Source organism: Arthrobacter sp. Leaf69 (genome assembly GCF_001422645.1).
In the GTDB taxonomy this organism is placed as follows: domain Bacteria; phylum Actinomycetota; class Actinomycetes; order Actinomycetales; family Micrococcaceae; genus Arthrobacter.
In genome coordinates this window covers 216,042-239,090 of sequence record NZ_LMLR01000014.1, presented here as the reverse complement: position 1 = coordinate 239,090, position 23,049 = coordinate 216,042, and the positions used below count along the sequence as shown (strand labels likewise).

General features: G+C 69.6%; 16 protein-coding genes. 14 read left to right on the top strand and 2 right to left on the bottom strand.

Translation table 11 applies throughout. The features are described 5' to 3' along the window. Window positions 1-28 precede the first annotated feature (28 nt). From ASE96_RS16335 to ASE96_RS16270, 14 genes are all read left to right on the top strand, one after another. Window positions 29-1,360, top strand: coding sequence for a DUF58 domain-containing protein (locus ASE96_RS16335; RefSeq protein ID WP_056432787.1), 1,332 nt, complete (start codon window positions 29-31; stop codon window positions 1,358-1,360). Then, window positions 1,357-3,930: a transglutaminase family protein gene (locus ASE96_RS16330; RefSeq protein WP_082492806.1), complete on the top strand. Its 2,574-nt coding sequence runs from the start codon at window positions 1,357-1,359 to the stop codon at window positions 3,928-3,930. Before ASE96_RS16335 ends, ASE96_RS16330 begins: the two co-directional genes overlap by 4 nt. Continuing rightward, window positions 3,927-5,351, top strand: coding sequence for an RDD family protein (locus tag ASE96_RS16325; protein ID WP_056432784.1), 1,425 nt, complete (start codon window positions 3,927-3,929; stop codon window positions 5,349-5,351). Before ASE96_RS16330 ends, ASE96_RS16325 begins: the two co-directional genes overlap by 4 nt. Then, complete coding sequence (locus ASE96_RS16320) at window positions 5,348-6,376, top strand: PP2C family protein-serine/threonine phosphatase (protein ID WP_082492804.1); 1,029 nt, start codon at window positions 5,348-5,350, stop codon at window positions 6,374-6,376. Before ASE96_RS16325 ends, ASE96_RS16320 begins: the two co-directional genes overlap by 4 nt. Continuing rightward, the gene (locus tag ASE96_RS16315) at window positions 6,360-8,159 is read left to right on the top strand and encodes an FHA domain-containing protein (RefSeq protein ID WP_056432782.1); all 1,800 of its coding nucleotides are present in this window, start codon (window positions 6,360-6,362) and stop codon (window positions 8,157-8,159) included. The genes ASE96_RS16320 and ASE96_RS16315 overlap by 17 nt, the downstream gene beginning before the upstream one ends. Then, window positions 8,156-9,844 carry a serine/threonine-protein kinase gene (locus ASE96_RS16310; RefSeq protein WP_056432779.1) on the top strand — a complete coding sequence of 563 codons (1,689 nt, stop codon included), beginning with the start codon at window positions 8,156-8,158 and terminating at the stop codon, window positions 9,842-9,844. Before ASE96_RS16315 ends, ASE96_RS16310 begins: the two co-directional genes overlap by 4 nt. Before the next feature lie 33 nt (window positions 9,845-9,877). Further along, window positions 9,878-10,594 carry a hypothetical protein gene (locus ASE96_RS16305; RefSeq protein ID WP_056432776.1) on the top strand — a complete coding sequence of 239 codons (717 nt, stop codon included), beginning with the start codon at window positions 9,878-9,880 and terminating at the stop codon, window positions 10,592-10,594. Beyond that, window positions 10,591-15,036 (top strand): FtsK/SpoIIIE domain-containing protein, encoded by a 4,446-nt coding sequence (locus ASE96_RS16300; RefSeq protein WP_056432773.1) that lies wholly within the window; start codon window positions 10,591-10,593, stop codon window positions 15,034-15,036. The genes ASE96_RS16305 and ASE96_RS16300 overlap by 4 nt, the downstream gene beginning before the upstream one ends. Before the next feature lie 206 nt (window positions 15,037-15,242). Further along, window positions 15,243-15,506 (top strand): hypothetical protein, encoded by a 264-nt coding sequence (locus ASE96_RS16295; RefSeq protein WP_056432770.1) that lies wholly within the window; start codon window positions 15,243-15,245, stop codon window positions 15,504-15,506. Between the two features lie 129 nt (window positions 15,507-15,635). Beyond that, the gene (gene ligA, locus ASE96_RS16290; RefSeq protein WP_082492803.1) at window positions 15,636-17,882 is read left to right on the top strand and encodes an NAD-dependent DNA ligase LigA; all 2,247 of its coding nucleotides are present in this window, start codon (window positions 15,636-15,638) and stop codon (window positions 17,880-17,882) included. Continuing rightward, a complete protein-coding gene (locus ASE96_RS16285; RefSeq protein ID WP_056432766.1) occupies window positions 17,879-18,718 on the top strand; it encodes an inositol monophosphatase family protein in 840 nt (279 codons plus the stop codon). The genes ligA and ASE96_RS16285 overlap by 4 nt, the downstream gene beginning before the upstream one ends. A 127-nt stretch (window positions 18,719-18,845) precedes the next feature. Then, complete coding sequence (locus ASE96_RS16280; protein WP_056432763.1) at window positions 18,846-19,349, top strand: GNAT family N-acetyltransferase; 504 nt, start codon at window positions 18,846-18,848, stop codon at window positions 19,347-19,349. 117 nt (window positions 19,350-19,466) lie between these two features. Then, window positions 19,467-19,988, top strand: a complete 522-nt coding sequence (locus ASE96_RS16275; RefSeq protein ID WP_056432760.1) for a hypothetical protein — start codon at window positions 19,467-19,469, stop codon at window positions 19,986-19,988. Window positions 19,989-20,091: 103 nt separating this feature from the next. Continuing rightward, window positions 20,092-20,475: a RidA family protein gene (locus ASE96_RS16270; RefSeq protein WP_056432757.1), complete on the top strand. Its 384-nt coding sequence runs from the start codon at window positions 20,092-20,094 to the stop codon at window positions 20,473-20,475. A 19-nt stretch (window positions 20,476-20,494) separates the two neighbouring features. On the opposite strand, the gene ASE96_RS16265 is transcribed toward ASE96_RS16270, so the two are convergent. Further along, the gene (locus tag ASE96_RS16265) at window positions 20,495-21,166 is read right to left on the bottom strand and encodes a response regulator (RefSeq protein WP_056432754.1); all 672 of its coding nucleotides are present in this window, start codon (window positions 21,164-21,166) and stop codon (window positions 20,495-20,497) included. After that, window positions 21,159-22,904, bottom strand: coding sequence for a sensor histidine kinase (locus ASE96_RS16260; protein ID WP_056432752.1), 1,746 nt, complete (start codon window positions 22,902-22,904; stop codon window positions 21,159-21,161). The genes ASE96_RS16265 and ASE96_RS16260 overlap by 8 nt, the downstream gene beginning before the upstream one ends. Window positions 22,905-23,049 lie beyond the last annotated feature (145 nt).

The following is a 23,049-nucleotide window of genomic DNA, read 5'->3' as shown; positions in this document are numbered from 1 at the left end:
GTCACCCAGCACGAACAAAGGCACCCATATGTCCTCCAGCACTCCGCTGACCCGGCTTGCTGAACGCCTGCAACGGCCCTTCCACCGGGACGGCAGGCCCACGCGGCTGCATCCTGCCTCCCTCTGGGCCGACGCCGGCAGCACCGCCAGCCTGGCCCTGAGGCCGGCGTGGCGCGCCGTGCGCGGGCTCTGGCTGCGGTACGCGTGGCCCGTCCTCTCGGTCGTCAGCGTCCTGGGCTGGTCCGTGCTGGCGGCCTCGATCCTGCTGTGGACCGTCGGCCAGGCCTTCGGCTGGCAGGAAGCCAAAGCCGCCGCGATCGCCGCGTTTGTCCTGTTCGTACTCGCCGTCGGGTTCATCCTCGGCCGTTCCTCCTACGGCGTCGTCCTTGACCTCGCCCGGACCCGGGTGGCGGTGGGGGACAGCGCCGTCGGCAGCATCGCGGTCTCCAACACCTCCGCCCGCCCGCTGCTGCCCGCGGACCTGGAGCTCCCGGTCGGCGCCGCCACTGCCGTGTTCCACCTGCCCCGGATGAAACCCGGGCAGGTCCACGAGGACCTGTTCACCATCCCCACCGCCCGCCGCGCCGTGATCGTGGTGGGCCCGGTCCGGTCGGTCCGCGCAGATCCGCTGCACCTGCTGCGGCGCCAGGTGCTCTGGACCGAACCCGAGGACCTGTTCGTGCACCCGAAAACCGTGGCGCTGGCAGGCTCGGCCGCCGGGTTCATCCGCGACCTTGAGGGCATGCCCACCACCGACCTCTCCAGCGCCGACGTGTCCTTCCATGCGCTGCGCGACTACGTGCCGGGCGATGACCGCAGGCACATCCACTGGAAGACCACGGCGCGCACCAACAAGCTCATGGTCCGCCAGTTCGAGGAAACCCGCCGGGCCCACCTCGCCATCTCGCTGTCCATCAACACGGACGAATACGCCTCCGACGAGGAATTCGAGCTGGCCGTCTCCGCCGCCGCCTCGATCGGACGGCAGGCCATCCGTGAACAACGCGACCTCGACGTGCTGACCCAGAAGGGCCCGCTGCGCTGCGAAACCGGCCGCAACATGCTCGATGACATGACCCGGATCGTCGGCGCACCCCAGCGCAAGAGCGCGGTCGACCTCGCCCGGACCCTGGCGGACACCGTCCCCAACGCCTCCGTCGTGTTCCTGATCGTGGGCAGCAACATCACCCCCACCCAGCTGCGCTCCGCGTCGGTCTCGGTGCCGATGGGAGTTCGCAGCCTCGCCGTCCGGCTCCAGCTCGGCGCCGCGCCGGCCCGGGCCAACATCGGGGACCTGACCGTCCTGACCCTCGGCGACCTCTCTGACCTGGCCATCGTGCTGAGGAAGGCGGCAGCATGAGCACCGCAGCACCGCTCCGCCCCCGGAACAACACGGCAGCGCAGCGCTCCGGCTTCGCCGACGGCCAGCCGCTCTGGCATCTGGCGCTCGACGCCGGCGCCCTCACCGTGCTGCTGGGCCTCGGCGTCCTCGGCTTCAGCCTCAGCTTCGGCGGCGACCCCTACTACCTGATCGCAGGCTTCGGCGGCATCCTTCTCGGCCTCGGCCTTGCCGCCGCCGCTGTGCATTTCCGCCTGGGGCTCCTGATCACCACCGCGTTGACGCTTGGCGCCTACCTCGTCTTCGGCACCGCCTTGGCCGTCCCGGAGGCCTCGATCGCCGGCGTGCTGCCCACCCTCGATTCGCTGCGTACCCTGCTGCTTGGCGTGGTGTTCGCCTGGAAGGACATGCTCACCGTCGGGGTGCCGGTGGGCACGGCCGGCGGCACCTTGATTGTGCCGTTCCTCAGCTCGTTCCTCACCGCGCTGGCCGCCGGGCTGCTGATCTGGCGGGTCAAGAGCCCGTACTGGCCCCTGCTGCCGGTCCTGGTGTTGTTCGTCACCGGCATCGCCTTCAGCACCAATGCCGGCTTCCTCACGGTGGAACGCGGCATTTCACTCACCGTGATTGCCATCGCCTGGGCCACCTTCCGCCGCGACGCGCTCCGCCGCAGCGACACCCGCAAAATCTCCGTCAACAGGCTGGAGAAGGACGAGGCCACCGCCCGCGCGGCCAAGCTGCGCCGGCTGGGAACCGCCGCGGCGGTGATCGCGGCCGCCGTCGGGATCACCGCGATCGCGTCCCCGCTGGTCACCGCGGGCGACGACCGCCGGGTGCTGCGCAACACGATCGTTCCGCCGTTCGACCCCAAGGACTACATCACCCCGCTGGCGAGCTTCCGGACCTTCGTCAAAGACAAAAAGGACGACACTCTCTTCACCGTGAAGGGCCTGCCCAAGGACGCCCGCGTGCGCCTCGCCGCGCTGGACTCCTTCAACGGTACCAACTACAACATGGACCCCAACGGCTCCGGCAGTTTCAGCAAGGTGGGCGACGCCAAGTCCATCAACACCCTCGCGGACTCCACCGGGATCGTGCCGAGCACCAACTACACCCTGGACATCACGATCGAGGACTACCAGGGCTACTTCCTGCCCGGCGGCAGCAAGACCACCGGAATCAGCTTCGCCCGGGACGGCTCGGGTGTCGCAGCGGGACTGTACTTCAACGCCGGAACGGACACTGCCGTGACCACCAGGGGCCTCGCCAAGGGCGATGCCTACCAGGTGCAGGTGGCCGATCCCGCCACCCTGGAACACGGCCAGCTGACCCAGTACGACTTCGCCAAACTGGCCCTGCCGGATCCCGCCGAGGTGCCGCCGGTGGTCGGTTCCCAGGCCAACGACCTGGCCGCCGACGCGCCCACGGCGATCGACCGGGTGCGCCAGGTCGAGGCGCACTTCCAAAAGAAGGGCGCCTTCAGCAACGGCCTGATCGCCGACGGGCAGCTGCCCAGCGTCTCCGGCCACAGCGCCAACCGTGTCCGGAGCCTGCTCACCGCCAAGCAGATGCTCGGCGACGACGAACAGTACGCCGTCGCGATGTCCCTGATGCTGCGCCACCTCGGCATCCCCTCCCGCGTGGTGATGGGGTTCTACCCGGATCCGAAGAGCCCGGAGAACGGCGCCGGCGACCTGAAGATCACCGGCAAGGACGTCCACGCCTGGGTGGAAGTCGCCTTCGACCGGGTGGGCTGGGTGCCTTTCGACCCCACTCCGCCCAAGGACAACGTGCCCATCCCGCCGGACCCGGAGAACAAGTCCAAACCCAAACCGCAGGTGCTGCAGCCGCCGCCCCCGCCGCAGGAGCCGGCGGACCTGCCGCCCGACTCCTCACCGGATGCGCTGGATGCCGACGAGAAGAAAAACAACCCCTGGCTGTTCTGGGGTCCCCTTCTCACTGCGATCGGCATCGCGCTCATCCCGGTCGGGATCCTGGCGCTGCCGCTGCTGCTGATCGCGCTGCTCAAGTCCCGGCGCCGGAAGGCCCGTTTCAGCGACGGCCCGCCGGCGCAGCGCGTCGGCGGCGGCTGGAACGAAGTGGTCAGCCTCGCGACCGACCTCGGCGCGGGGGTCGACAGCCGTGCCACCCGGCGCGAGTCCGCCGCGGTGCTCGCCGGTGCCTTCCCGGCCGCCGGGGGGAGCACCACACTGCTCGCCACGCGGGCCGACGCCGCGATCTTCGGCGCCGGCCAGCCGAGCGAGGACCAGGTGCGGGAGTACTGGGACATTGTGGACGGCTCGCTGAAGGAGCTGACCGGGACGCTCGGGTTCTGGGGACGGCAGCGCGCCAGGTTTTCGCCGCGCTCCCTGCTGGCCGACGGCAGGGCCGCACTGAAACGCCGGTCCACACCGAAACTGACGGGCCCCAGGCCGGTCCCGCCTAGCGGCAAGCGCGCTGCACGCGCAGCGTCGGAACCGCCCGCGGGTACAGTGGAAGCCGGTCCTGCCGCCGCAGCCCGCCGTGAAGGTGCCGCCGACGCCGCAACCGAGTCCCGCCAGTCCGCCAGGAAGAACCGCAACGAGCCATGACCGACGACGCCGAGCGCTGCCCTCGCTGCCAGCAGCCACTCCGTCAGGGGGCGGCTTTCTGCACCTCGTGCGGCACGCCGCTGAGCAACCGTTCCGCGCGGAACGCCCGCAACGCCCCGGAGGTTCCTGCCGCCCGCCTGATCCCCGGTAGTATCCCCGTAACGCAGGGCCCAGCCGCGGGCCGCGGACAAGGGGGAGGTCCTTCCATGCCGAACAAGCTCGAAGTGGTGCCCGCACCTGCCGGAAAGCGGCTGGGAGCGGCCGTGCTGGACTGGCTGCCGCCCGTCACCGTCCTGACAATCCTGCTGGCGATCGGTTTCGCCGGGATCACCAGGAGCCAAAGCGGTGGCTTCATCGTGTATGACACCTCGTCCGTGGTGCTGTTCGGCGGCATCGGTGCCGGCCTCACCCTGGTCTACCTCGTGGTTCTGGCCACCCTTGAAGGCCGGTCCGGTGTGACCCCCGGCAACAGCCTCATGGGCGTCCGCTGCACGGATGCTGACGGCTACGCCCCGGGCGGGGGCGCGGTGTTCCTGCGTGGCCTCGTCACCGGCGCCGGGGTGCTCCTGGCCGTGATCGCCGCCGCCGTCGTGGTGATGTTCCAATGGTTCGGCGTGGCCCTGCTGGTTTTGGGACCCCTCCTGTTCGTGGGGGCCGCCTGGGCCGTCCTCGTGGTGCTCTCCAGCGTGTGGGACCGCAACGGACAGCTCCGCGGCTGGCACGACAAGGCCGCCAAGACCCTCGTCTTCGACGTGAAGTCCGGACGCAACCCGATCACCACCGGCGGCATCGCGGGACCATACAGCTTCGCCCCGCTGGACCTCCCGCCGGTCCAGCAGGTCGCTTCGCCGCTGGTCGGTGCCGCAGCGCCGCAGGCAGTTGGCGGAGTGCCGCAGGCAGTTGTCGCAGCACCGCAGGCTGTTGCCGCAGCACCTCAGGCGCAGGTCCGGCCCGTTCCGGAAGCGGCGTCGTTTGCGCCGCCGGTCGCGTCCGCACCTTCGTCGTCGTCGTGGTCCCAGGACCTCCCGCATCCCGACGACGACCTGGACCGCACCCAGGTCCGCGGAGACACACACGCTCCGGTTACCGTGGCGATGCTCCGGATCCGGCTGGACGACGGCCGCGACATCGAACTGGACCGCACCGTGCTGGTCGGCCGGAACCCCTCCGGGCACCCCGGTGAGGACTCCGTGCAGCTGATCCCGGTTGCCGATCCGGGCCGTTCCATTTCCAAGACCCACCTCCATCTCCTCGCCGGAAACGGGGGAGTCTGGGTGACTGACCGAAACTCCACCAACGGCAGCGCCGTGACCACGCCGGACGGTATCCGTACCGCCCTCGCGGCGGGGGAGCCCACCCACGTCCGCCCAGGTTCCACCGTCCACTTCGGTGACCGCTCCTTCTACCTAGGACAGGCATGAATACCCAGCCGGCCGCCGTTCCACCCTCAGACAGTTCCGATGCCGCCCCCGTGCCGGCTACGGGCACTCCCTCCAGCAGTTCCTCTAGCAGTTCCTCGAGCCTGCGGCTCAATTGCGGCTACGGCACCGACCGCGGCCTACGCCGCGAAATGAACGAGGATTCCTTCATTGCCTCCGATCCCGTCTACGCCGTCGCGGACGGCATGGGCGGGCACGAAGCCGGCGAGATCGCCAGCGGCATCTGCGTACGCACACTCGCCCGGATCCCGCAGCTGGCCAGCGGCGAGCGGGACGCCACCGCCGGCGTCCTGCAGGAGTACCTGCTGATGGCCGACGAGGGCATCCGCGAGGCCACCGGCTCCCGCGCCGGGACCACGCTCTCCGGCGTCGTGGTGGTGGAACAGATGGGCGCCCCCTACTGGCTGGTCCTCAACATCGGCGACTCCCGGACCTACCGGCTGAGCCAGGGCAAGCTGAGCCAGGTCAGCGTCGACCACTCCGAAGTCCAGGAGCTGGTGGATGCCGGGCAGATCACCCAGAGCCAGGCCGCCGTGCACCCGCGCCGGCACGTCGTCACGCGTGCTCTCGGCTCCGGCGACGAGATCGAGGCCGACTACTGGCTGTTGCCCATCGAGGAGGGGGACCGGATCCTGGTCTGCTCCGACGGACTCAACGGCGAACTCGATGACCAGCACATTTCCAACATACTGCGCTCCCAGGCGGACCCGCAGGCGGCCGTGGACGAACTCATCCAGGCGGCCCTTCGCAGCGGGGGCCGCGACAACGTCACCTGCATCGTGCTGGACGCCACCAACGTGGCCAGCGACTACGACGGCGCCGCCCAGACCGCACCGCGCAGCGCCGCTGACGCGGAGGACGAGGACACCCTGCCCCGCACCGATGCCCTGGACCTCACCCCCGACGGGGAACCGGCCTCCGGGGACCTGCCGGCTGCCGGGGAGCAGGGCGCTGACGAACACGCAGCCGACGAACACGGCAAGGGCCCGAATGATGGCAAGCAGTAACTCCGCCGCCGCAGCGCGTTACACGCCCGGCAGCTGGCTCGGTGTGGTGCGCTCCGAAACCGTGGTGCTGCTGCGCCCGGACAGCGCGCCCGCCCTGGTTGAATCGCTGTGGCACCTCCTCGACGCCGGTCCCGAAGTGCACGAGGTGCTCGACGCCGTAACGTCCGCCTCGGGCGGTTCGCTCGCCCTGCTGCCGTGGTTCGCGATCATCGACTGCCGGAGCTCCGTGCAGGTGTTCCTGCGCGGAGACATCGACCTGACCGTGGACCTGCCGTCCGGGCCGGTGGAACTGAGCGGGCGGGATGTCACCACCTGGACGGAACGGCGGTTTGCCACAGCGGACGGATTCAAGGTGACGGTTCCCGGCGCCGCCGCCGGAGCATCGGGCGTCGGACCTGACCTGCCGCTGACGGACGGCGTGGTCCTGCTCCAGGGACTAGGGATGAAATTCACCGGTGCTGCCGGAGCGGCGGACACCCCGGCCGTCCCTGCCGTGGCCACCGCTGCAGCCGTTGCGGCCGATCCCACTGCCGCCGGTCCCGCTCCCGACGCCGAAACAGCGGTGGAGGACGAAGTCCTGGCAGCGGCCGAAGCCGACATCGCGGCAGAGTTGAGCGACCATGATGCCTCCGCGGAGACCGTGCTGGAGTTCCCCGGCGAGGACTCCGAACGCGACGGAACCCTGCACGCGGAACCGGAACCGGAACCGGAACCTGGACCGGAACCTGGACTGGACAAACAACCAGAATCCGCACACGAACCCGCCGAACAGGAGCTGACGAGCAGCTACGACCACCTGTGGGATCGAACGGTGATGCGCAACATCGAAGACGCCGCCGTCCGCGAGGACCCCGACGCCGATGCCGAACCCGCCGTCGAGTCCGCCGTCGAATCCGCCAGGGACGAGTCCGCCAGGGACGAGTCCGCCAGCGTCGAGCTGGCGCCCGAGCCGATAGCCGGGCCCCCTGCAGCCGTCGTGCCAGCGGAAGACGGAGCGGAAGCCGCTCCCGGTCTTGTGCCGGAACCGCCTGCCGCGCCGCGCCCGGCGGTACCCACCGGACTGATCGATTCCGTGCCCTGGCACACCGGCGGTGACCGGCCGACGTCGTCCCTGCCGGCCGCACCGCAACCCCCGGCATTTACGCCTGCGCCGGCCGTGCCGACGCCACAGCAGGCACCGGTCCAGCAGCCGCCCGCCGCGGCGCCAGCAGCCGATGCGGACCACGACGGCCAGACGATCATGAAGGGCGAGCTCGCCGATGCCGGTCCGCGGGCTGCCGGCGAGCAGCGCCCGTCCACAGGACGGGACACGGGACCGTCCACCGGGCCCATGGTGCTGGCCCGGGTCTGCCCGGAGGGCCACGCGAACCCTTCCACCTATGCCCAGTGCGGCCGCTGCGGACTGCCGTTGCCCGGGGACGGTGTCCAGGTCCGGCGCCCCCGGCTGGGACGGATGCGTCTGTCCACCGGCGAGCTGATCGACCTCAACCAGTCACTCATCGTGGGCCGCCAGCCCTCGGTGTCGCGCGTCCAGGGCGCCGTGATGCCCAAACTGATCCAGGTGGCGAGCCCCAGCGGAGACATCTCCCGCTCGCACGTGGAGGTCCGGCTGGAAGGCTGGCACGTGATGCTGTGCGACCTTAAGGCGACCAACGGCACCGTGCTGGTCCGCGAGGGCCAGCCCCCGCGCCGGCTGGCCCAGGGCGAGATGGCCATCCTGCTCGACGGCGACATCGCCGAGGTGGGCGACGGCGTCTCGCTGCGCTTTGAGGAGATCCCGTGAGCTCAAAACGGCCTGTAGCCCCGCCGCCGGTCATCCCGGGCTTCACTTACATCAGCCTGCTCGGCTCCGGCGGGTTCTCCGACGTCTACCTCTACGAACAGGACCGGCCGCGGCGCAAGGTGGCCGTTAAGGTGCTGCTCTCGGATCTAAAGACCGAGGGCGCGCGCCGCCGGTTCGAATCCGAAGCGAACCTGATGGCGCAGCTGTCCTCGCACCCGTACATCGTGACCATCTTCGAAGCCGAGATCACCGACACGGGGCATTCCTACCTGGCCATGGAGTACTGCTCCCGGCCCAGCCTGGACGTCCGGTACCGGCGGCAGCGCTTCAGCGTGGACGAGGTCCTGGCCGTCGGCATCCAGGTGGCATCCGCCGTCGAGACCGCCCACCGGGCCGGGATCGCGCACCGCGACATCAAGCCCGCCAACATCCTGGTCACGGACTACAACCGGCCGGCACTGACCGACTTCGGCATCTCCGGCACCCTCGCGGGTGACGCGGACGAGGACGCCGGCATGTCCATCCCGTGGTCCCCGCCGGAGCAGTTCACCGGCCACCAGGTGGACGGCGTCCTGGTGGACGTCTGGGCGCTGGGCGCCACCCTCTACACCCTGCTGGCCGGGCGGTCCCCGTTTGTACTGCCGGGCGCCGACAACTCCCAGCGGGAGCTCATCTCGCGCATCACGAACCTGCCGGTGCCGAAACTGGGCCGCGCCGATGTGCCGGAATCCCTCGAACTGGCGCTCTCGACGGCGATGGCCAAGTCGGCCTCCTCCCGCTACTCTTCGGCGCACGCCTTCGCCCTGGCCCTGCAGCGGATCCAGGCCGAACTGAACCTGTCCGTGACGCCGTTCGAGGTCCTGGAAGAACCGCGCGCCGAGGAAAACCACCCCGACGACGGCTTCGAGGAAACCCGGGTCCGCAGCGTCGCCGCGATCGACCCGGACTCCACCGGCAGCACACCCACCTTCCCGGCCAGGTTCCCGAATCCCGACGCCCGCCCCACGGCGGACAACGCCACGACGTTTAAGAATGCGGCCTTCAACAACGCGGCCTCCAACAACGCAGCCTTCACCAACGAAACAGTCCCGCGGCCTCCGGCGCTGCCCGGGTTCCACACCCCCGGGCCCCGGAACACAACCACAGCCCCGGACGACGACGTCGCGGCCACGGTCAACCGTTCCACCGCCTCTGCGGCAGTGGACAGCGGCGAAGGCGGCAGCGGCCACGACGGCGCGGGGGAGCATCCGGCCGGGCACGGCCGCAGGAATCTGCTGCTCTCGATCGTCGGCGGCACCGTCCTGGTGGCCGCCGTCGTGCTGGGGATCGTGGCGGGTACCACCCGGCCGGAGCCGGCGCCCAAAGCCACGGACCAGGTCAGCAAACCGCCCGCGGACGCCCTGGACAACGGGACCGTGCCGGACGTCACCGGGCTCGCCGGAACGGCCGGGCCGGCCGGGAAAGTCCGTTTCACCTGGACCAACCCGCAGCCGAAACCCGGCGACACCTACAAATGGCGGGTCCACACGCTCAAGGGCGACGGACAGTACCAGGCCACCGCAGGGCCGGCCGCCGACATGGCGGCGAACCCGGCCGAACCCAGCTGCATCCAGGTCATGATCGTCCGCAGCGACGGGGCGTCCTCGCCGCTGGGCCCGGATTCCATCGCCTGCGTCCCGAAGTAGCAGCACCAACGACTTTCCAGAAAGGCACGGATTATGGGGGATCTGGCAATAGATTTCTGCGGCGAGTGGCATGAGCCCTCGGACGAGGACATCTTCAGCATCGGCCGTGAAGGCGACCTGGAGGTGGATGACAACCCGTACCTGCACCGGCAGTTCCTGCAGATCGCCCGCTATGACGGCATCTGGTGGCTCAGCAACGTCGGCAGCATGCTCTCCGCGACCATCGCCGACGCCTCCGGCGGCATGCAGGCGTGGCTCTCGCCCGGGGCGCGGATTCCGCTGGTCTTCAGCCACACCAACGTCATCTTCACCGCCGGCCCCACCACCTACGAGTTCGCCGTGCACCTCCGGACCCCCGCGTTCCGGCAGGAATCCCGCGAGGAGGACAGCGGCGGCGACACCACGATCGGCCCCGTGGTTTTCACCGACTCGCAGAAGGCCCTGATCGTGGCCCTCGCCGAACCCATGCTCCGCCGCGAAGGGACCGGTTTCAGCGCCATTCCGTCCTCGGCCGAGGCCGCCCGGACCCTGGGCTGGGCCCTGACCCGGTTCAACAGAAAGCTGGACAACGTGTGCGACAAGCTCGACAGGGTGGGAGTCGCCGGGCTGCGCGGCGGCGGCGGAAAACTCGCCACCAACCGGCGCGCCCGGCTGGTGGAACACGCCGTCACCTCGCACCTGGTGACGCCGGCCGACCTGTATCTGCTCGAGGAACAGAGCACCAAAAAGAAGGGGGACGACGAAGCATGAGAATCCGACTGACGCTGCGCCGCGACCCGGCCGAGGCCAAAGACCTTGCCGTTACCGTGGACGGGCTCGCCACCGTGGCGGACATCGCCACCCAGCTCTGGGCCGCCGACCCGGCACGGCGCGGGACCCCGCCGCCGTCGAACCTGTCCCTCAGCATCGAGGAGGCCTTCGCCGCCGGCGGCATGAAGGGCAGCGTCCTGGACCGCCAGGACAACCTGCTCGAATCCGGGCTGCGGCCGGGCTCGATTGTCTCGCTGACCCGGCTGAGTGAGCAGTTCGCGACCCCCGGTGCGAGCCGGGGGCCTGCGGCGGCGACGCTGCGCGTGCTGTCCGGGCCCGACGCCGGACGCGAATTCCCGCTGCCATCGGGCACCAGCTACATCGGCCGGGACCGCGACGTCGACATCCGGCTCACGGACCCGCTCACCTCCAAGCGCCACGCCCGCATCACGGTGGGCGAGACCATCGAGATCGTAGACACGAATTCGGCCAACGGTCTGCTGATGGACGGGCTGCCGGTCACCCGCGCCACGCTGAACTCCTCGGACACCGTGGCCCTGGGCGACACGACCGTTTCCGTGGTGTCGCTGGGCACCGGGCACAGTTCCGCCCCGAGCTCCCCGCTGATCGACTTCAACCGCTCGCCGCGGGTGGTGCCGCGCTTCGAACAGCAGAAACGGATGCTTCCGGCCGGGCCCAAGCGCCAGGAGCACCACGCTTTCCCGTACATCATGCTGCTCGCGCCGCTGATGATGGGCGCCATCCTGTTCGCCGTCACGCAGAACGTGCTCTCGGTCGTCTTTATGCTGATGATGCCGCTGTTCATCGTGGGCCATTACGTGGACCAGAAGCTGCAGGCCAAGCGGGAACGCAAGGAACAGCTCAAGCAGTTCCGTGAGTCCATGGCCGCGTTCCGCACGGACATCACCCGGCTGCAGAACGTGGAGCGCTCCGTCCGGCTGCAGGAAGCCCCCTCGGTCAGCGACACGGTGGACTCGATCTACAAGCTCGGCCCGCTGCTCTGGACCCACCGGCCCGAGCACACCGGCTTCCTCGGCCTGCGTTTCGGCCTGGGCACCGCGCCCTCGCGGATCCAGTTCGAGGAGCCCAACAGCAACGACACCGAAGCCGAATACATGGCCGAAATCCAGGAGTGCATGGCGCAGTTCCGGGACATCGAAGGCGTGCCGGTCGTCTCGCAGCTGCGCTCCGCAGGATCCTTCGGCCTGGCCGGCTCCCGCGGCCTCGTCGACGACGTGGCCCGCGGCATGGTCCTGCAGCTCGTCGGACTGCACTCGCCGGCCGAAGTGGTCCTGGCCGCCATCACCTCGGCGCAGTCGAAGGAGCGCTGGGAATGGCTGCAGTGGCTTCCGCACGTCGGCTCCGGCCACAGCCCGCTCACCGGCGACCACCTCGCCGCCGGCCCCGCGGGCGGCGCAGCCCTCCTCTCCCGCCTGGAAGACCTGATCGACCAGCGCGAGGCCGCGGCGCAGACCCCGCGCCCGGCCCTGCGGCCCGGCGTCGACCCGCTCAGCACGTATCTCGCGGAACCGCTGCTGCCCACCGTGCTGGTGGTCGTGGAAGACGACGCCCCGGTGGACCGCGGCCGGCTCACCCGGGTCCTCGAGCGGGGCCCGGACTCCGGCGTGCACGTGATGTGGGTGGCGTCCTCGGTGCAGCAGCTTCCGGCCGCGTGCCGGGACTTCATGGCGGTCGACGGCGACCACGGCACCACCACCGGCCAGGTCCGGCTCGGACGGCACACCTTCCCGGTGAGCTGCGAAAGCCTCGACGCCGGGCTCGCCGCCCAGCTGGCCCGGATGCTCACGCCGGTGGTCGACGTCGGCAAGCCGCTGGAGGACGACTCCGACCTGCCGCGGGCCGTCTCCTACGCGGCCCTGATCGGCAAGGACTTCCTGGACAACCCGGCGGCAGTGGCCGAACGCTGGACCGAAAACAATTCGGTCCGGGCCTCCGCCGTGCCCAACCGGAAGGACAATGGCACCCTCCGGGCCCTGGTGGGTTCCAAGGGTATCGAACCGCTCTACCTCGACCTCAAGAACGAGGGCCCGCACGCCCTCGTGGGCGGCACCACCGGCGCCGGCAAGTCCGAGTTCCTGCAGTCCTGGGTGATGGGCATGGCCGCGGCGTACAGCCCGGACCGGGTGAGCTTCCTGTTCGTGGACTACAAGGGCGGGGCCGCGTTCGCGGATTGCCTCCACCTGCCGCACACCGTGGGCCTGGTCACCGACCTGTCCCCGCACCTGGTCCGCCGCGCCCTGACCTCGCTGCGGGCCGAGCTGCACCACCGGGAACGGCTGCTGAACCGGAAGAAGGCCAAGGACCTGCTGGAACTCCAGCGCGAAGCGGACCCGGACGCGCCGCCGTACCTGATCATCATCGTGGACGAGTTCGCGGCCCTCGCCACCGAAGTGCCGGAGTTCGTCGACGGCGTGGTGGACGTCGCCGCCCGCGGCCGGTCCCTGGGCCTGCACCTGATCCTGGCCACCCAGCGCCCGGCCGGCGTGATCAAGGAAAGCCTGCGCGCCAACACCAACCTGAGGGTGGCACTGCGGATGGCCGACGAGGACGACGCGATCGACATCCTCGGCGTGCCCACGGCGGCGTACTTCGACCCCTCCATTCCCGGCCGCGGCGCTGCCAAGACCGGCCCCGGCCGGATCCAGGGCTTCCAGACCGGCTACGCCGGCGGCTGGACCACCGAGAAGCCGCAGCGGCCGCAGATCGAGATCGTCGAGATGGCTTTCGGGTCCGGGCCGGCCTGGGCCGCCCCGGCGCCCGAGAGCCCGGTGAAGGAAGAGGCTGCCGGTCTCAACGACATCGCCCGGATGACGGCCAACATCATCAAGGCCGCCGACGTGCTCTCCATCGAGCCGCCGCGCAAACCCTGGCTGGATGAGCTCGCCACGACCTACGACTTCTCCAAGCTGCCGAACCCCCGCACCGACGAGCGGCTGCTCCTGGGCGTGGCGGACGACCCCGCCCACCAGGACCAGCCCACCGTGTTCTACGAGCCGGACCAGGACGGCAACATGGCCATCTACGGCACCGGCGGCTCGGGCAAGTCCGCGGCCCTGCGCGGCATCGCGATCGCCGCCGCGGTCACCCCGCGCGGCGGTCCGGTCAACGTCTACGGCATCGACTGCGGCTCCTCGGGGCTGAAGATGCTCGATGGGCTGCCGCACGTCGGCGAAATCATCAACGGCGACGACGTCGAACGCGTCGGCCGGCTACTGCGCTGGCTGCGGGACCTCGCCGACGACCGTGCGGCCCGCTATTCGGAAGTCCGCGCGTCGACCATCGTGGAGTACCGCAGGCTCGCGGACCGGCCGGACGAGAAGCGGATTTTCGTGCTGGTGGATGGCATGTCCTCCTTCCGGGAGGCCTATGAATACAGCAAGCTCTCGGCGCTGTGGGACATCTTCCTGCAGCTCGCCACCGACGGCCGACCGCTGGGCATCCACCTTGTGGTCAGCGGGGACCGGCCCAACTCGGTGCCGGCGTCGCTGCTGGCCTCGATCCAGCGCCGGCTGGTGCTGCGCCTGTCCTCGGAGGACGACTACCTGTCCATGGATGTGCCCAAGGATGTCCTGGGCCAGGCCTCGCCTCCGGGCCGCGGCCTGCTGGGCAACCTCGAAGTGCAGCTCGCGGTGCTGGGCGGCAACTCCAACCTGGCCGTGCAGGCCCGTGAAGTGCACAAGCTCAGCGAGGCCATGCTGCGTCAGGGTGTGGAACGCGCCCCGCAGATCGAACGCCTGCCGGACCAGGTGGACCTTGAGATCCTGCCCGCCGGAAGCCCGGACCTGCCCGTGATCGGCGTCGACGACGAGACGCTCCAGCCGGCCGAGATCCTGGCCAAGGGCCCGCTGCTGCTGGCCGGCCCGCCCGGCTCCGGCCGCACCGTGGCCCTCGTGACCCTGGCCTACGCGCTGCGCCGCTCCAACCCCGGCGTCGAACTGATCTATGTCGGCTCCCGGCGTTCCGCGGCGGCGGCCCTGAAGCTCTGGGACCGCTCCGTGGTGGGCGCCGACGACGTCGAGGAAGCCATCGACGAGCTGGTGGACTACTCCACCGGCACGCCGGGCAAGCTGGCCATCTTCATCGAGGGGCTGACCGACTTCACCGACACGGGAGCGGAGTCCGGGATCGAACGGCTCGTCACCGCCTCGATCAAGGCCGAACAGTGGGTGGTGGGCGAAGCCGAGACCTCCACCTGGTCCTCGGCCTGGTCGCTGGCCCAGCCGTTCAAGTCCGGCCGCCGCGGCCTGCTGCTCAACCCGGGCGACATCGACGGCGACAGCCTGCTCAGCACCTCGCTGGGCCGGATCAGCACGGACTTCATTCCGGGCCGCGGCTACATCGTGGGCCGTGGCAAGGTCCGCAAGCTCCAGGTCGCGCTGCCGCCCGAGAACCGGAATTAGACCCGTTGCGCTATCAGATCTGGTTGCTTCCAGGCCTTGATAAGGACAACAAGTGACAGAGCATTGGGGATGGGGAGGGCTGCCCATCGACGCTTTGTCGGCGGTCAGGGTAGTTTTTAGGCAATGGACTTCCGGAACAGCCGGGGGCCTTTGGGGGACGCCGACATGATTCGGGTCCGTTTCTTTGATCTGTAAGGAGATATCACATGGCTATTTGGGGTGCAGACATTGCTCAGCTCAAGACTCTTGGGACGAAGCTGCAGGCCGGTTCGTCTGAGATCGACAAGCAGAAGTCGCTGCTGACCAAGGTGCTTGAGGGCACCGACTGGAAGGGCCCGGACGCCGACAAGTTCCGCAGCGAGTGGAACGGCCAGCACGTTGCCGCCCTGGCGAAGGTTTCCCAGGCACTGCAGGAGGCCGGCAAGCAGGCCAGCCGCAACGCCACCGAGCAGGAAAGCGCTTCCCGCTAAGCAGAGGTTTCGACGCGGGGCCCGGACGCAGCAGCGTCCGGGCCCCGCGTGCTTAAGCCCCGCTGAGGCGGCACTGCGCCCGCCAATCCTGACCGGACAATGTCGGCGATCTAAGGCAGGATAGGGTCTGTGAGCACAGGGAACACTGCAGCAGAAGCCGAGACACAAACGCCCTCCGAGGCCGTGCGCGAAGAATACGAGGTCCTCGTCGAGGAGGTCCGGAAGCACCGCTTCGCGTACTACCAGGAGGACGCACCGATCATTTCCGACGCCGAGTTCGACGAACTCTACCGGCGGCTGGAGACGATCGAGGCTTTGCATCCGGAGCTGGTGGCCAACGATTCCCCCACCCAGGAGGTGGGCGGGGAAGTGTCCGCAGCCTTTGCCGCCGTCGAACACCTGCAGCGCATGTACAGCCTGGAGGACGTCTTCTCCCTCGAGGAGCTGGAGGCGTGGGTGGCCAAGGCGGAAGCCAACATCGCCAAACTCGGCAACGGCGCACCGGCATGGCTCACCGAACTCAAGATCGACGGCCTGGCCGTGAACCTGCTCTACCGCGACGGCGTCCTGATCCGGGCGGCCACGCGCGGCGACGGCACCACGGGCGAGGACATCACCCACAACGTCCTCACCATCAAGGAAATCCCGCAACAGCTCAAAGGCGAGGGCTTCCCGGCCGAGATGGAGGTCCGGGGAGAGGTGTTCATCCCGTCCAAGGCTTTTGCGGAATTCAATGAGGCGCTGATTGAGGCCGGCAAGGCGCCGCTGGCCAACCCCCGCAACGCCGCCGCCGGCTCGCTGCGCCAAAAGGACCCGGCGGAAACCGCCAAACGTCCGCTGCGGATGTACGTGCACGGCATCGGCGCCCGCGACGGGCTGGACACCGTCAGCCAGTCCGACACTTACCAGAGGCTGGCCGGGTGGGGGCTGCCCACCAGCCCGTACTTCGAGGTGCTGCCCGGGCTCAAGGACGTGCTGGAGTTCATCACCCGGTACGGCGACAAGCGGCACAGCCTCACCCACGAAATCGACGGCATTGTGGTCAAGGTCGATGACTTCGCCACCCAGCGTGCCCTCGGCTACACGTCCCGGGTGCCGCGGTGGGCCGTCGCCTATAAGTACCCGCCCGAGGAAGTTAACACCAAACTGCTGGACATCGCGGTCAACGTGGGCCGCACCGGCCGTGTCACACCGTACGGCGTGATGGAACCCGTCAAGGTGGCCGGCTCCACCGTGGAAATGGCCACCCTGCACAACCAGGACGTCGTCAAGGCCAAGGGCGTCAAGATTGGCGACATCGTGGTGCTCCGCAAGGCCGGGGACGTTATCCCGGAAATCGTCGGACCCGTCCTGGCCCTCCGCGACCAGCAGGACCCGCCGGTCCGCGACTTCGTGATGCCCACCGAATGCCCCGCCTGCGGCACCCCGCTGGCGCCGGCCAAGGAAGGGGACGTGGACATCCGATGCCCCAACTCCCGCTCCTGCCCGGCGCAGCTGCGCGAACGGGTGTTCCACCTGGCCGGCCGCGGCGCCTTCGATATCGAGGCCCTCGGCTGGGAAGCCGCCATCGCCCTGACCCAGCCGGCCGAACCGGAAACCCCGCCGCTCACCAGCGAGGCGAACCTGTTCCGGCTAACCCCCGCTGACCTCGCCGCGGTTCGGATCCGGCGGGAAAAGCGGTCCAAGGGCGTGGCCACCGGCGAGTTCGAGCTGGTGCCGTACTTCTACAGCAAGGGCACGGCCAAGACACCGTCCAAGCCCACGGCCACCACCGACAAATTGTTCCGCGAACTGGAGAAAGCCAAGACCCAGCCGCTCTGGCGCGTCCTGGTGGCGCTGTCCATCCGGCACGTCGGCCCGCGGGCCTCCCGTGCCCTCGCGACGGCGTTCGGCAGTATGGACGCCATCCGGCAGGCCTCCGAGGAGGAACTGGCGCACGTCGACGGCGTCGGGCCCGTGATCGCCGCGGCCCTGACCGAATGGTTCGCCGAGGACTGGCACCGCGAAATCGTGGACACCTGGGCCGCCGACGGTGTCCGGATGGAGGACGAGCGCGACGAATCCATGCCCCGGACCCTGGAAGGACTGACAATCGTTGTGACCGGCAGCCTGGAGGGCTTCAGCCGGGACGAAGCCAAGGAAGCCATCCTGGTCCGCGGCGGCAAGGCCGCCGGCTCGGTCTCGAAGAACACCAGCTACGTGGTGGCCGGCGAGAACGCGGGCACCAAGCTGGACAAGGCCGAACAGCTCGGCGTGCCGGTCCTGGATGAGGACGGCTTCCGCGCACTGCTGGCCAACGGCCCGGACAGCCCGGACGGAGCCGCCGCCGAGTCGGGGGACGCCGAGGAAGACCACCAGGAAGCCGTGGGCGAATGAGTGCCGGCGCCCTCGGTGGGTCTGCCGGGAACCTGCCGGCAGCGCTGCTCGAACTCGCGCTGGCCGCGGCGGCGGCCGGGGCCGCGGTCCTGGCCGGCCGGAACACCGCCCAGCTGGACGTCAGCAACAAGGGCGACTCCGGGGACTGGGTGACCGCCTTCGATCTCGCCGCGGAAAACGCAGTCCGTGCCGTCATCACGGGGGCGCGGCCCGCCGACACCATCACCGGCGAGGAAGGCGGCACCGTCCTTCCCGCGGCGGCCAGCGGCTACCGCTGGTCCATCGACCCGCTGGACGGCACCACCAACTTCATCCGCAACATCGTCTACTACGGCACCTCCGTGGCTGTGGCGGACCCCGACGGCGTCTGGCTGGCCGGCGTCGTCGACGCACCTGCGCTGGGCCGGAGGTATTACGCCCTGCGCGGGCAAGGGGCCTGGCTTGAGGAGGGCGGCCGGCGGACGCCGTTGTACGGACCGGTCGCGGGGCGTACCGGTCAGATCCTGGCCACCGGCTTCAGCTACGATCCCGCCGTCCGGGCGGAACAAGCCGCCGGGCTGGGCAGCCTCATGGCCGGCTTCGCCGACGTCCGCCGCCTCGGCTCGGCCGCCCTGGACCTCTGCCTGGTGGCGGACGGAACCCACGACGCCTACGGCGAACGGGGCCTCAACGAACACGATTTCGCCGCCGGCGCCCTGATCGCCGAAGAGGCGGGCTGCTGGGTGCGCCGCCCGCGGCTGACCAGCCCGCTGGAAGGCGGCCCCTCCGACGACGAACGCCTCGCGGCCTGGACCTGCGCCGGGACGCTGGAGCTCTCCGGCAAGTTCCCGCTCTAGGTCCGCTTCCCGGGCAGGGCGGTTCTGCTGGCAGCCCGTTCTGCTGCGGCAGCCCTGTACTGATAGTTCAGTCACGGAAACGGCGGTTCCTGGACCGGACCGCCGTACCCGCCCGTAGCATGGACAGGTGCATCCTCAGATCCTCATCCGCCCTGCAGTTCCGGCCGACTACGACGCCATCGCGCGCATCACCCGGGACGCCTATCTGGCCGCGGGCTACTTTGAAAGCGCCGACCACCCGTATATGCTCCAGATCCAGGACGTGGCCCGCCGGGCAGCGAAGGCCACCATCTGGGTGGCCGAACGCGGCGGCCGCATCGTCGGCTCCGTGACCCTGGCCGTGGCCGGCGAACCCTATGCGGATATCGCGCAGGGCGATGAACTGGAATTCCGGATGCTCGTGGTGGACCCGGACGTACAGCGCAGCGGCGCCGGCAAGGCGATGGTCGAGGCCATCCTGGACCACGCCCGGTCGCTGCCCGGGATCAACGCCGTGGCCCTGACCACGGGCCTGACCTGGGAAAGCGCCCACGGGCTCTACCAGAAGACCGGCTTCCAGCGGGCCCCGGAACGCGACTGGGTAGTGCCGGACACGGACATCAAACTGCTGGTTTACCGCCAGCAGTTGTAGCCCACGGTTCCAGCCGCCGGGAAGGGAACACCACCGTGAGCGCCGCCGTCGCCGTGTAGGGTTTTGGTCAATCGAAACGCTAAGTCTCAGGCAAAAGCACTTCACTCTGGAGGATCCATGGCACCGCACATCCCCGGCTCAATCGACGGCAAACTCCTTGGTCTGTACCTCTCCGACCACCTGACCGGCGCCACCGCGGGCGTCTCCCGGATCCAGCGCATGGCAGAGGCCTTCGCTGACACGCCCGTGTCCGCCGAACTCTCCCGGGTCAGCGCGGAAATCACCAGGGAACGGGACGTGCTCCTCGGACTCATCCATGACCTGGGCGTGCGGCAGCGCCCGCACCGCCAGGCGGCCGCGTGGCTGGCCGAGCACGCCGGGCGGCTCAAGCTCAACGGCCGCGTCGTTCGCCGGTCCCCGATGACCCTGGTGCTGGAAGCCGAACTGATGCGCGCCGCGATCCTGGGCAAGCTTGGCGGCTGGCAGACCCTGGAGGAGCTGGCCCCCGACCTCGGGCTCGACCCGGCCACGTTCGCCGCCCTTGGCGACGACGCCCGGTCCCAGATCGAGGCCCTTAGCCGCGTCCACGAGCACGCCCGCCGCAACGCGTTCCGCCAGAACCGGGACATCGGCAGCTGACGCCGGGACAACCACCCCGACACATTTCCACCGGTTTACAGGCAGTGGCTTCTGCCGCCCTAAAGTGGTGCCGACTCCACGGCACACTGCGAAAGGCACTTCCATGCGCACAACATTCGGCACCGGTTCCGTCTGGGAACAGCAGGTCGGCTACTCCCGGGCGGTCCAGGTGGACAACACCCTGTACATCTCCGCAACCGCGGCCAGCGGTGAGGACGGCATCGTGGGCGAGGACTTCTACACCCAGACCCGTTTCATCCTGGACAAACTCGGCACCGTCCTGGCCGACGCCGGCTTCGGCTACGTGGACGTCGTGCAGTCCAAGCTGTACCTGACGGACATCAGCCAGTGGGAGGAAGCCGGACGCGCCCACGGCGAAGTCTTCGGCGAGATCCGCCCCAGCCTGGCCCTGGTCCACGTGCTCCCGTTCCTGGACCCCAAGATGCTGGTCGAGATCGAACTCGTGGCGCAGAAGAGCAGCGACTAACCACAATGCGGGAGGGGCCTCAGGCGCCTGCTGCCGGGGGCAGCCCATAGCGGTGCTCCGGCCGCCCGGTGGTGCCGTACCGCAACTGGATGTCGACGGCGCCGTCGTCGGCGAGCGCTGACAGGTACCGCTGGGCGGTGGCCCGGGAAACGCCCACCCGGGTGGCCACCTCGGCCGCGGAATACTGCTCACCCGGTTCCAGCGATTCCAGCACGGCGGCCTCGGTGGCGGACCGGGGCTTTGCCGACGCAATGACGTCCCCCGGGATAAGCGCGCGCTTTGCCCGCTCCACCGTCTCCTGGGACACGTTCCCCGGCTGGGCCAGGATCCGCCGGTAGCGCGCATACGAACGCAGCAGCTGGGACAGCGACTCGCCCGTAAAGGGCTTCAGCAGATACCCCAGCGCACCGCGACGGAACGCGAGCCGGAGCGAGGCCGTATCCGACGCCGCACTGAGGATCATGGTGTCCACGTCCAGCTGGTGCAGCAGGTCCAGGCCCGAAGCGTCCGGCAGGTAGACATCCAGCAGCACCAGGTCCGGGCGCAGGCTGTGGATCGCCTGCAGCGCCTGCGACGCCGATCCGGCCGGAGGCAGCGCCAGGAACCCCGCCACCGAGTCCACATAGGCCGCATGCAGCTTGGCGACGTGGAAATCGTCATCCACAATCAACACCCGGAAGTCCTCAGACATCGTTGTCCCTTTCGTTGGGCTTCGTTTCGTTGGGCTTCGTTTCAGTGGGCGCTGCCTCGTTGGGCGCCGTGGTCCCCGGCAGGGTCGCCATAAACACCGCGCCGGGGCCGCCGGGGGAGCCCGGGTCCAGGACCCGCACGTCCCCGCCGCGGCGGCGCGCCAGCTGCCGGGCCAGCGCCAGGCCAAGGCCGTGGCCTGCTCCCGCCCGGACCGGGAGTTCCGACGTGGTGAATCCCTCCGTGAACACCGCCTCGGCATCTCCGCCCGCCGCAGCGGCCGGCAGCCCGTCACCGGAATCCCCGACGACGATATGGAGGGTCCCGCCGTCGGACCCGGTACCGGGACCGTCGAGCACCTCCACCTCGACCCAGCGGTCCGGTGCCGAGCCCGCGACGGCGGCGTTCACGGCGTTGTCGATCAGGTTGCCCAGGACCGTGGTGACTTCCTGCGGCTCCGTGACCTGGCCGCGGACCAGGGTTTCCGGGCCGAGCCTCAGGGCCACGCCGCGTTCGTCCGCTTCCACACCCTTGGCGCCGAGGAACGCCTGCAGGTACGGGTCCTGGAGCAGCTCGGCCTGGTCCACCGGGAACTTCAGCGGCCCCGTCGCTGCCAGCCGGGCCAGGTAGTCGCGGGCCTGCTGGTGCTCGCCGATGCTCATGAACCCGGCGATGGTGTGGAGCTGGTTGGCGAACTCGTGCCGCTGGGCCCGGAGCGCGGTGGACATGGTCCCCACGGCGTCCAGTTGGCGGGTTAGCTGCTGGAGTTCGGTCCGGTCCCGCAGCATGACCACCCAGCCCAGGTCCTCGCGGCCGTGCAGGGCCTTGCGGGCGCTCGCCACCAGCACGCGGCCGCCGGCGACAAGCTCCACCGCATCGCCCTCCGCGGCGTCGGACTTGGTCAGTGCGATCAGCTGCGCCGGCACCGGGGCTCCGGCCCACGGCGTCCCGGTGAGGTCGGGCTGGCCCAGCAGGCGCCTGGCGGCGGCGTTAAACACACTGATCCGGCCGTCGGCGGCGATGCCGATCACGCCGTCGTCGACGCCCTGCAGGACCGCCACCTGATCGTGGACCAGGGTGCTGATTTCCTCCGGTTCCAGGCCCAGTGTCAGCCGCTGCAGCCTGCTCCGGAGCAGGAAGGAGGCGAACACGCCGACCATAAGTGCCCCGACGGCGGTCAGGGCGATCGGGACAACGTCCCGGGCCAGGCTCTGGCCGATGGTTTCGGTGGAGTAGCCCACGCTGACTTCTCCCACCACGGTGCCCGAATCCGGAGCGAACACCGGGACTTTGGCCCCGGCGGAGGGGCCGAGGGTTCCGGTGTTCCGGGTGGTGACCTCGTTGCCGGCCAGGGCCTCGGACGGGTCCGTGCTGACCCGTTCGCCGAGCCGCTCGGCATCGGGGTGGGCCAGGCGCAGGCCGGTCTCGTCGGTGATGACCACGAACAGGGCGCCGGTGCGGGTGCGGGCGCCTTCGGCAGCGGCCATCAGCGGCCCGGCCAGCAGTTCGGATGCCGGGGGAGTGCCGGGTTGGGCGCTGATCTGCTGCACCTCCGCCCGCACCTCGGGATCCGAGGCCACGGTCCGGGACAGCGTCAGGGCCTGGTTCTCCGCCTCCCGGCCCAGCTGCTCGTAGGTGAGCCAGACGTAGACGGCGCTTGTCAGGAGCACCACCAGCGCCACGACCCCCAGCTGGAGCAGCAGGGTCTGGGTGGAAAAGCGCAGCGGAGTCCTGCCGGTCATCGTCCGGCCGGTTAACCGTGCCACGGCGGTCCTCCTTCGGGTGTGAGCACAATGCGCAAAATGCGTCCAACAAGCAGTATGCCAATCAAATGAGGCAAAGGCCCAGCCGTGACGCGCGCCACTCTAACGTCTGTAGTACGCATCA

Coding starts and splice junctions, on each gene's coding strand:
- ASE96_RS16335 (WP_056432787.1), top strand. CDS start 29: ATGTCCTCCAGCACTCCGCTGACCCGGCTTGCTGAACGCCTGCAACGG.
- ASE96_RS16330 (WP_082492806.1), top strand. CDS start 1,357: ATGAGCACCGCAGCACCGCTCCGCCCCCGGAACAACACGGCAGCGCAG.
- ASE96_RS16325 (WP_056432784.1), top strand. CDS start 3,927: ATGACCGACGACGCCGAGCGCTGCCCTCGCTGCCAGCAGCCACTCCGT.
- ASE96_RS16320 (WP_082492804.1), top strand. CDS start 5,348: ATGAATACCCAGCCGGCCGCCGTTCCACCCTCAGACAGTTCCGATGCC.
- ASE96_RS16315 (WP_056432782.1), top strand. CDS start 6,360: ATGATGGCAAGCAGTAACTCCGCCGCCGCAGCGCGTTACACGCCCGGC.
- ASE96_RS16305 (WP_056432776.1), top strand. CDS start 9,878: ATGGGGGATCTGGCAATAGATTTCTGCGGCGAGTGGCATGAGCCCTCG.
- ASE96_RS16300 (WP_056432773.1), top strand. CDS start 10,591: ATGAGAATCCGACTGACGCTGCGCCGCGACCCGGCCGAGGCCAAAGAC.
- ASE96_RS16295 (WP_056432770.1), top strand. CDS start 15,243: ATGGCTATTTGGGGTGCAGACATTGCTCAGCTCAAGACTCTTGGGACG.
- ASE96_RS16285 (WP_056432766.1), top strand. CDS start 17,879: ATGAGTGCCGGCGCCCTCGGTGGGTCTGCCGGGAACCTGCCGGCAGCG.
- ASE96_RS16275 (WP_056432760.1), top strand. CDS start 19,467: ATGGCACCGCACATCCCCGGCTCAATCGACGGCAAACTCCTTGGTCTG.
- ASE96_RS16270 (WP_056432757.1), top strand. CDS start 20,092: ATGCGCACAACATTCGGCACCGGTTCCGTCTGGGAACAGCAGGTCGGC.
- ASE96_RS16265 (WP_056432754.1), bottom strand. CDS start 21,166: ATGTCTGAGGACTTCCGGGTGTTGATTGTGGATGACGATTTCCACGTC.
- ASE96_RS16260 (WP_056432752.1), bottom strand. CDS start 22,904: ATGACCGGCAGGACTCCGCTGCGCTTTTCCACCCAGACCCTGCTGCTC.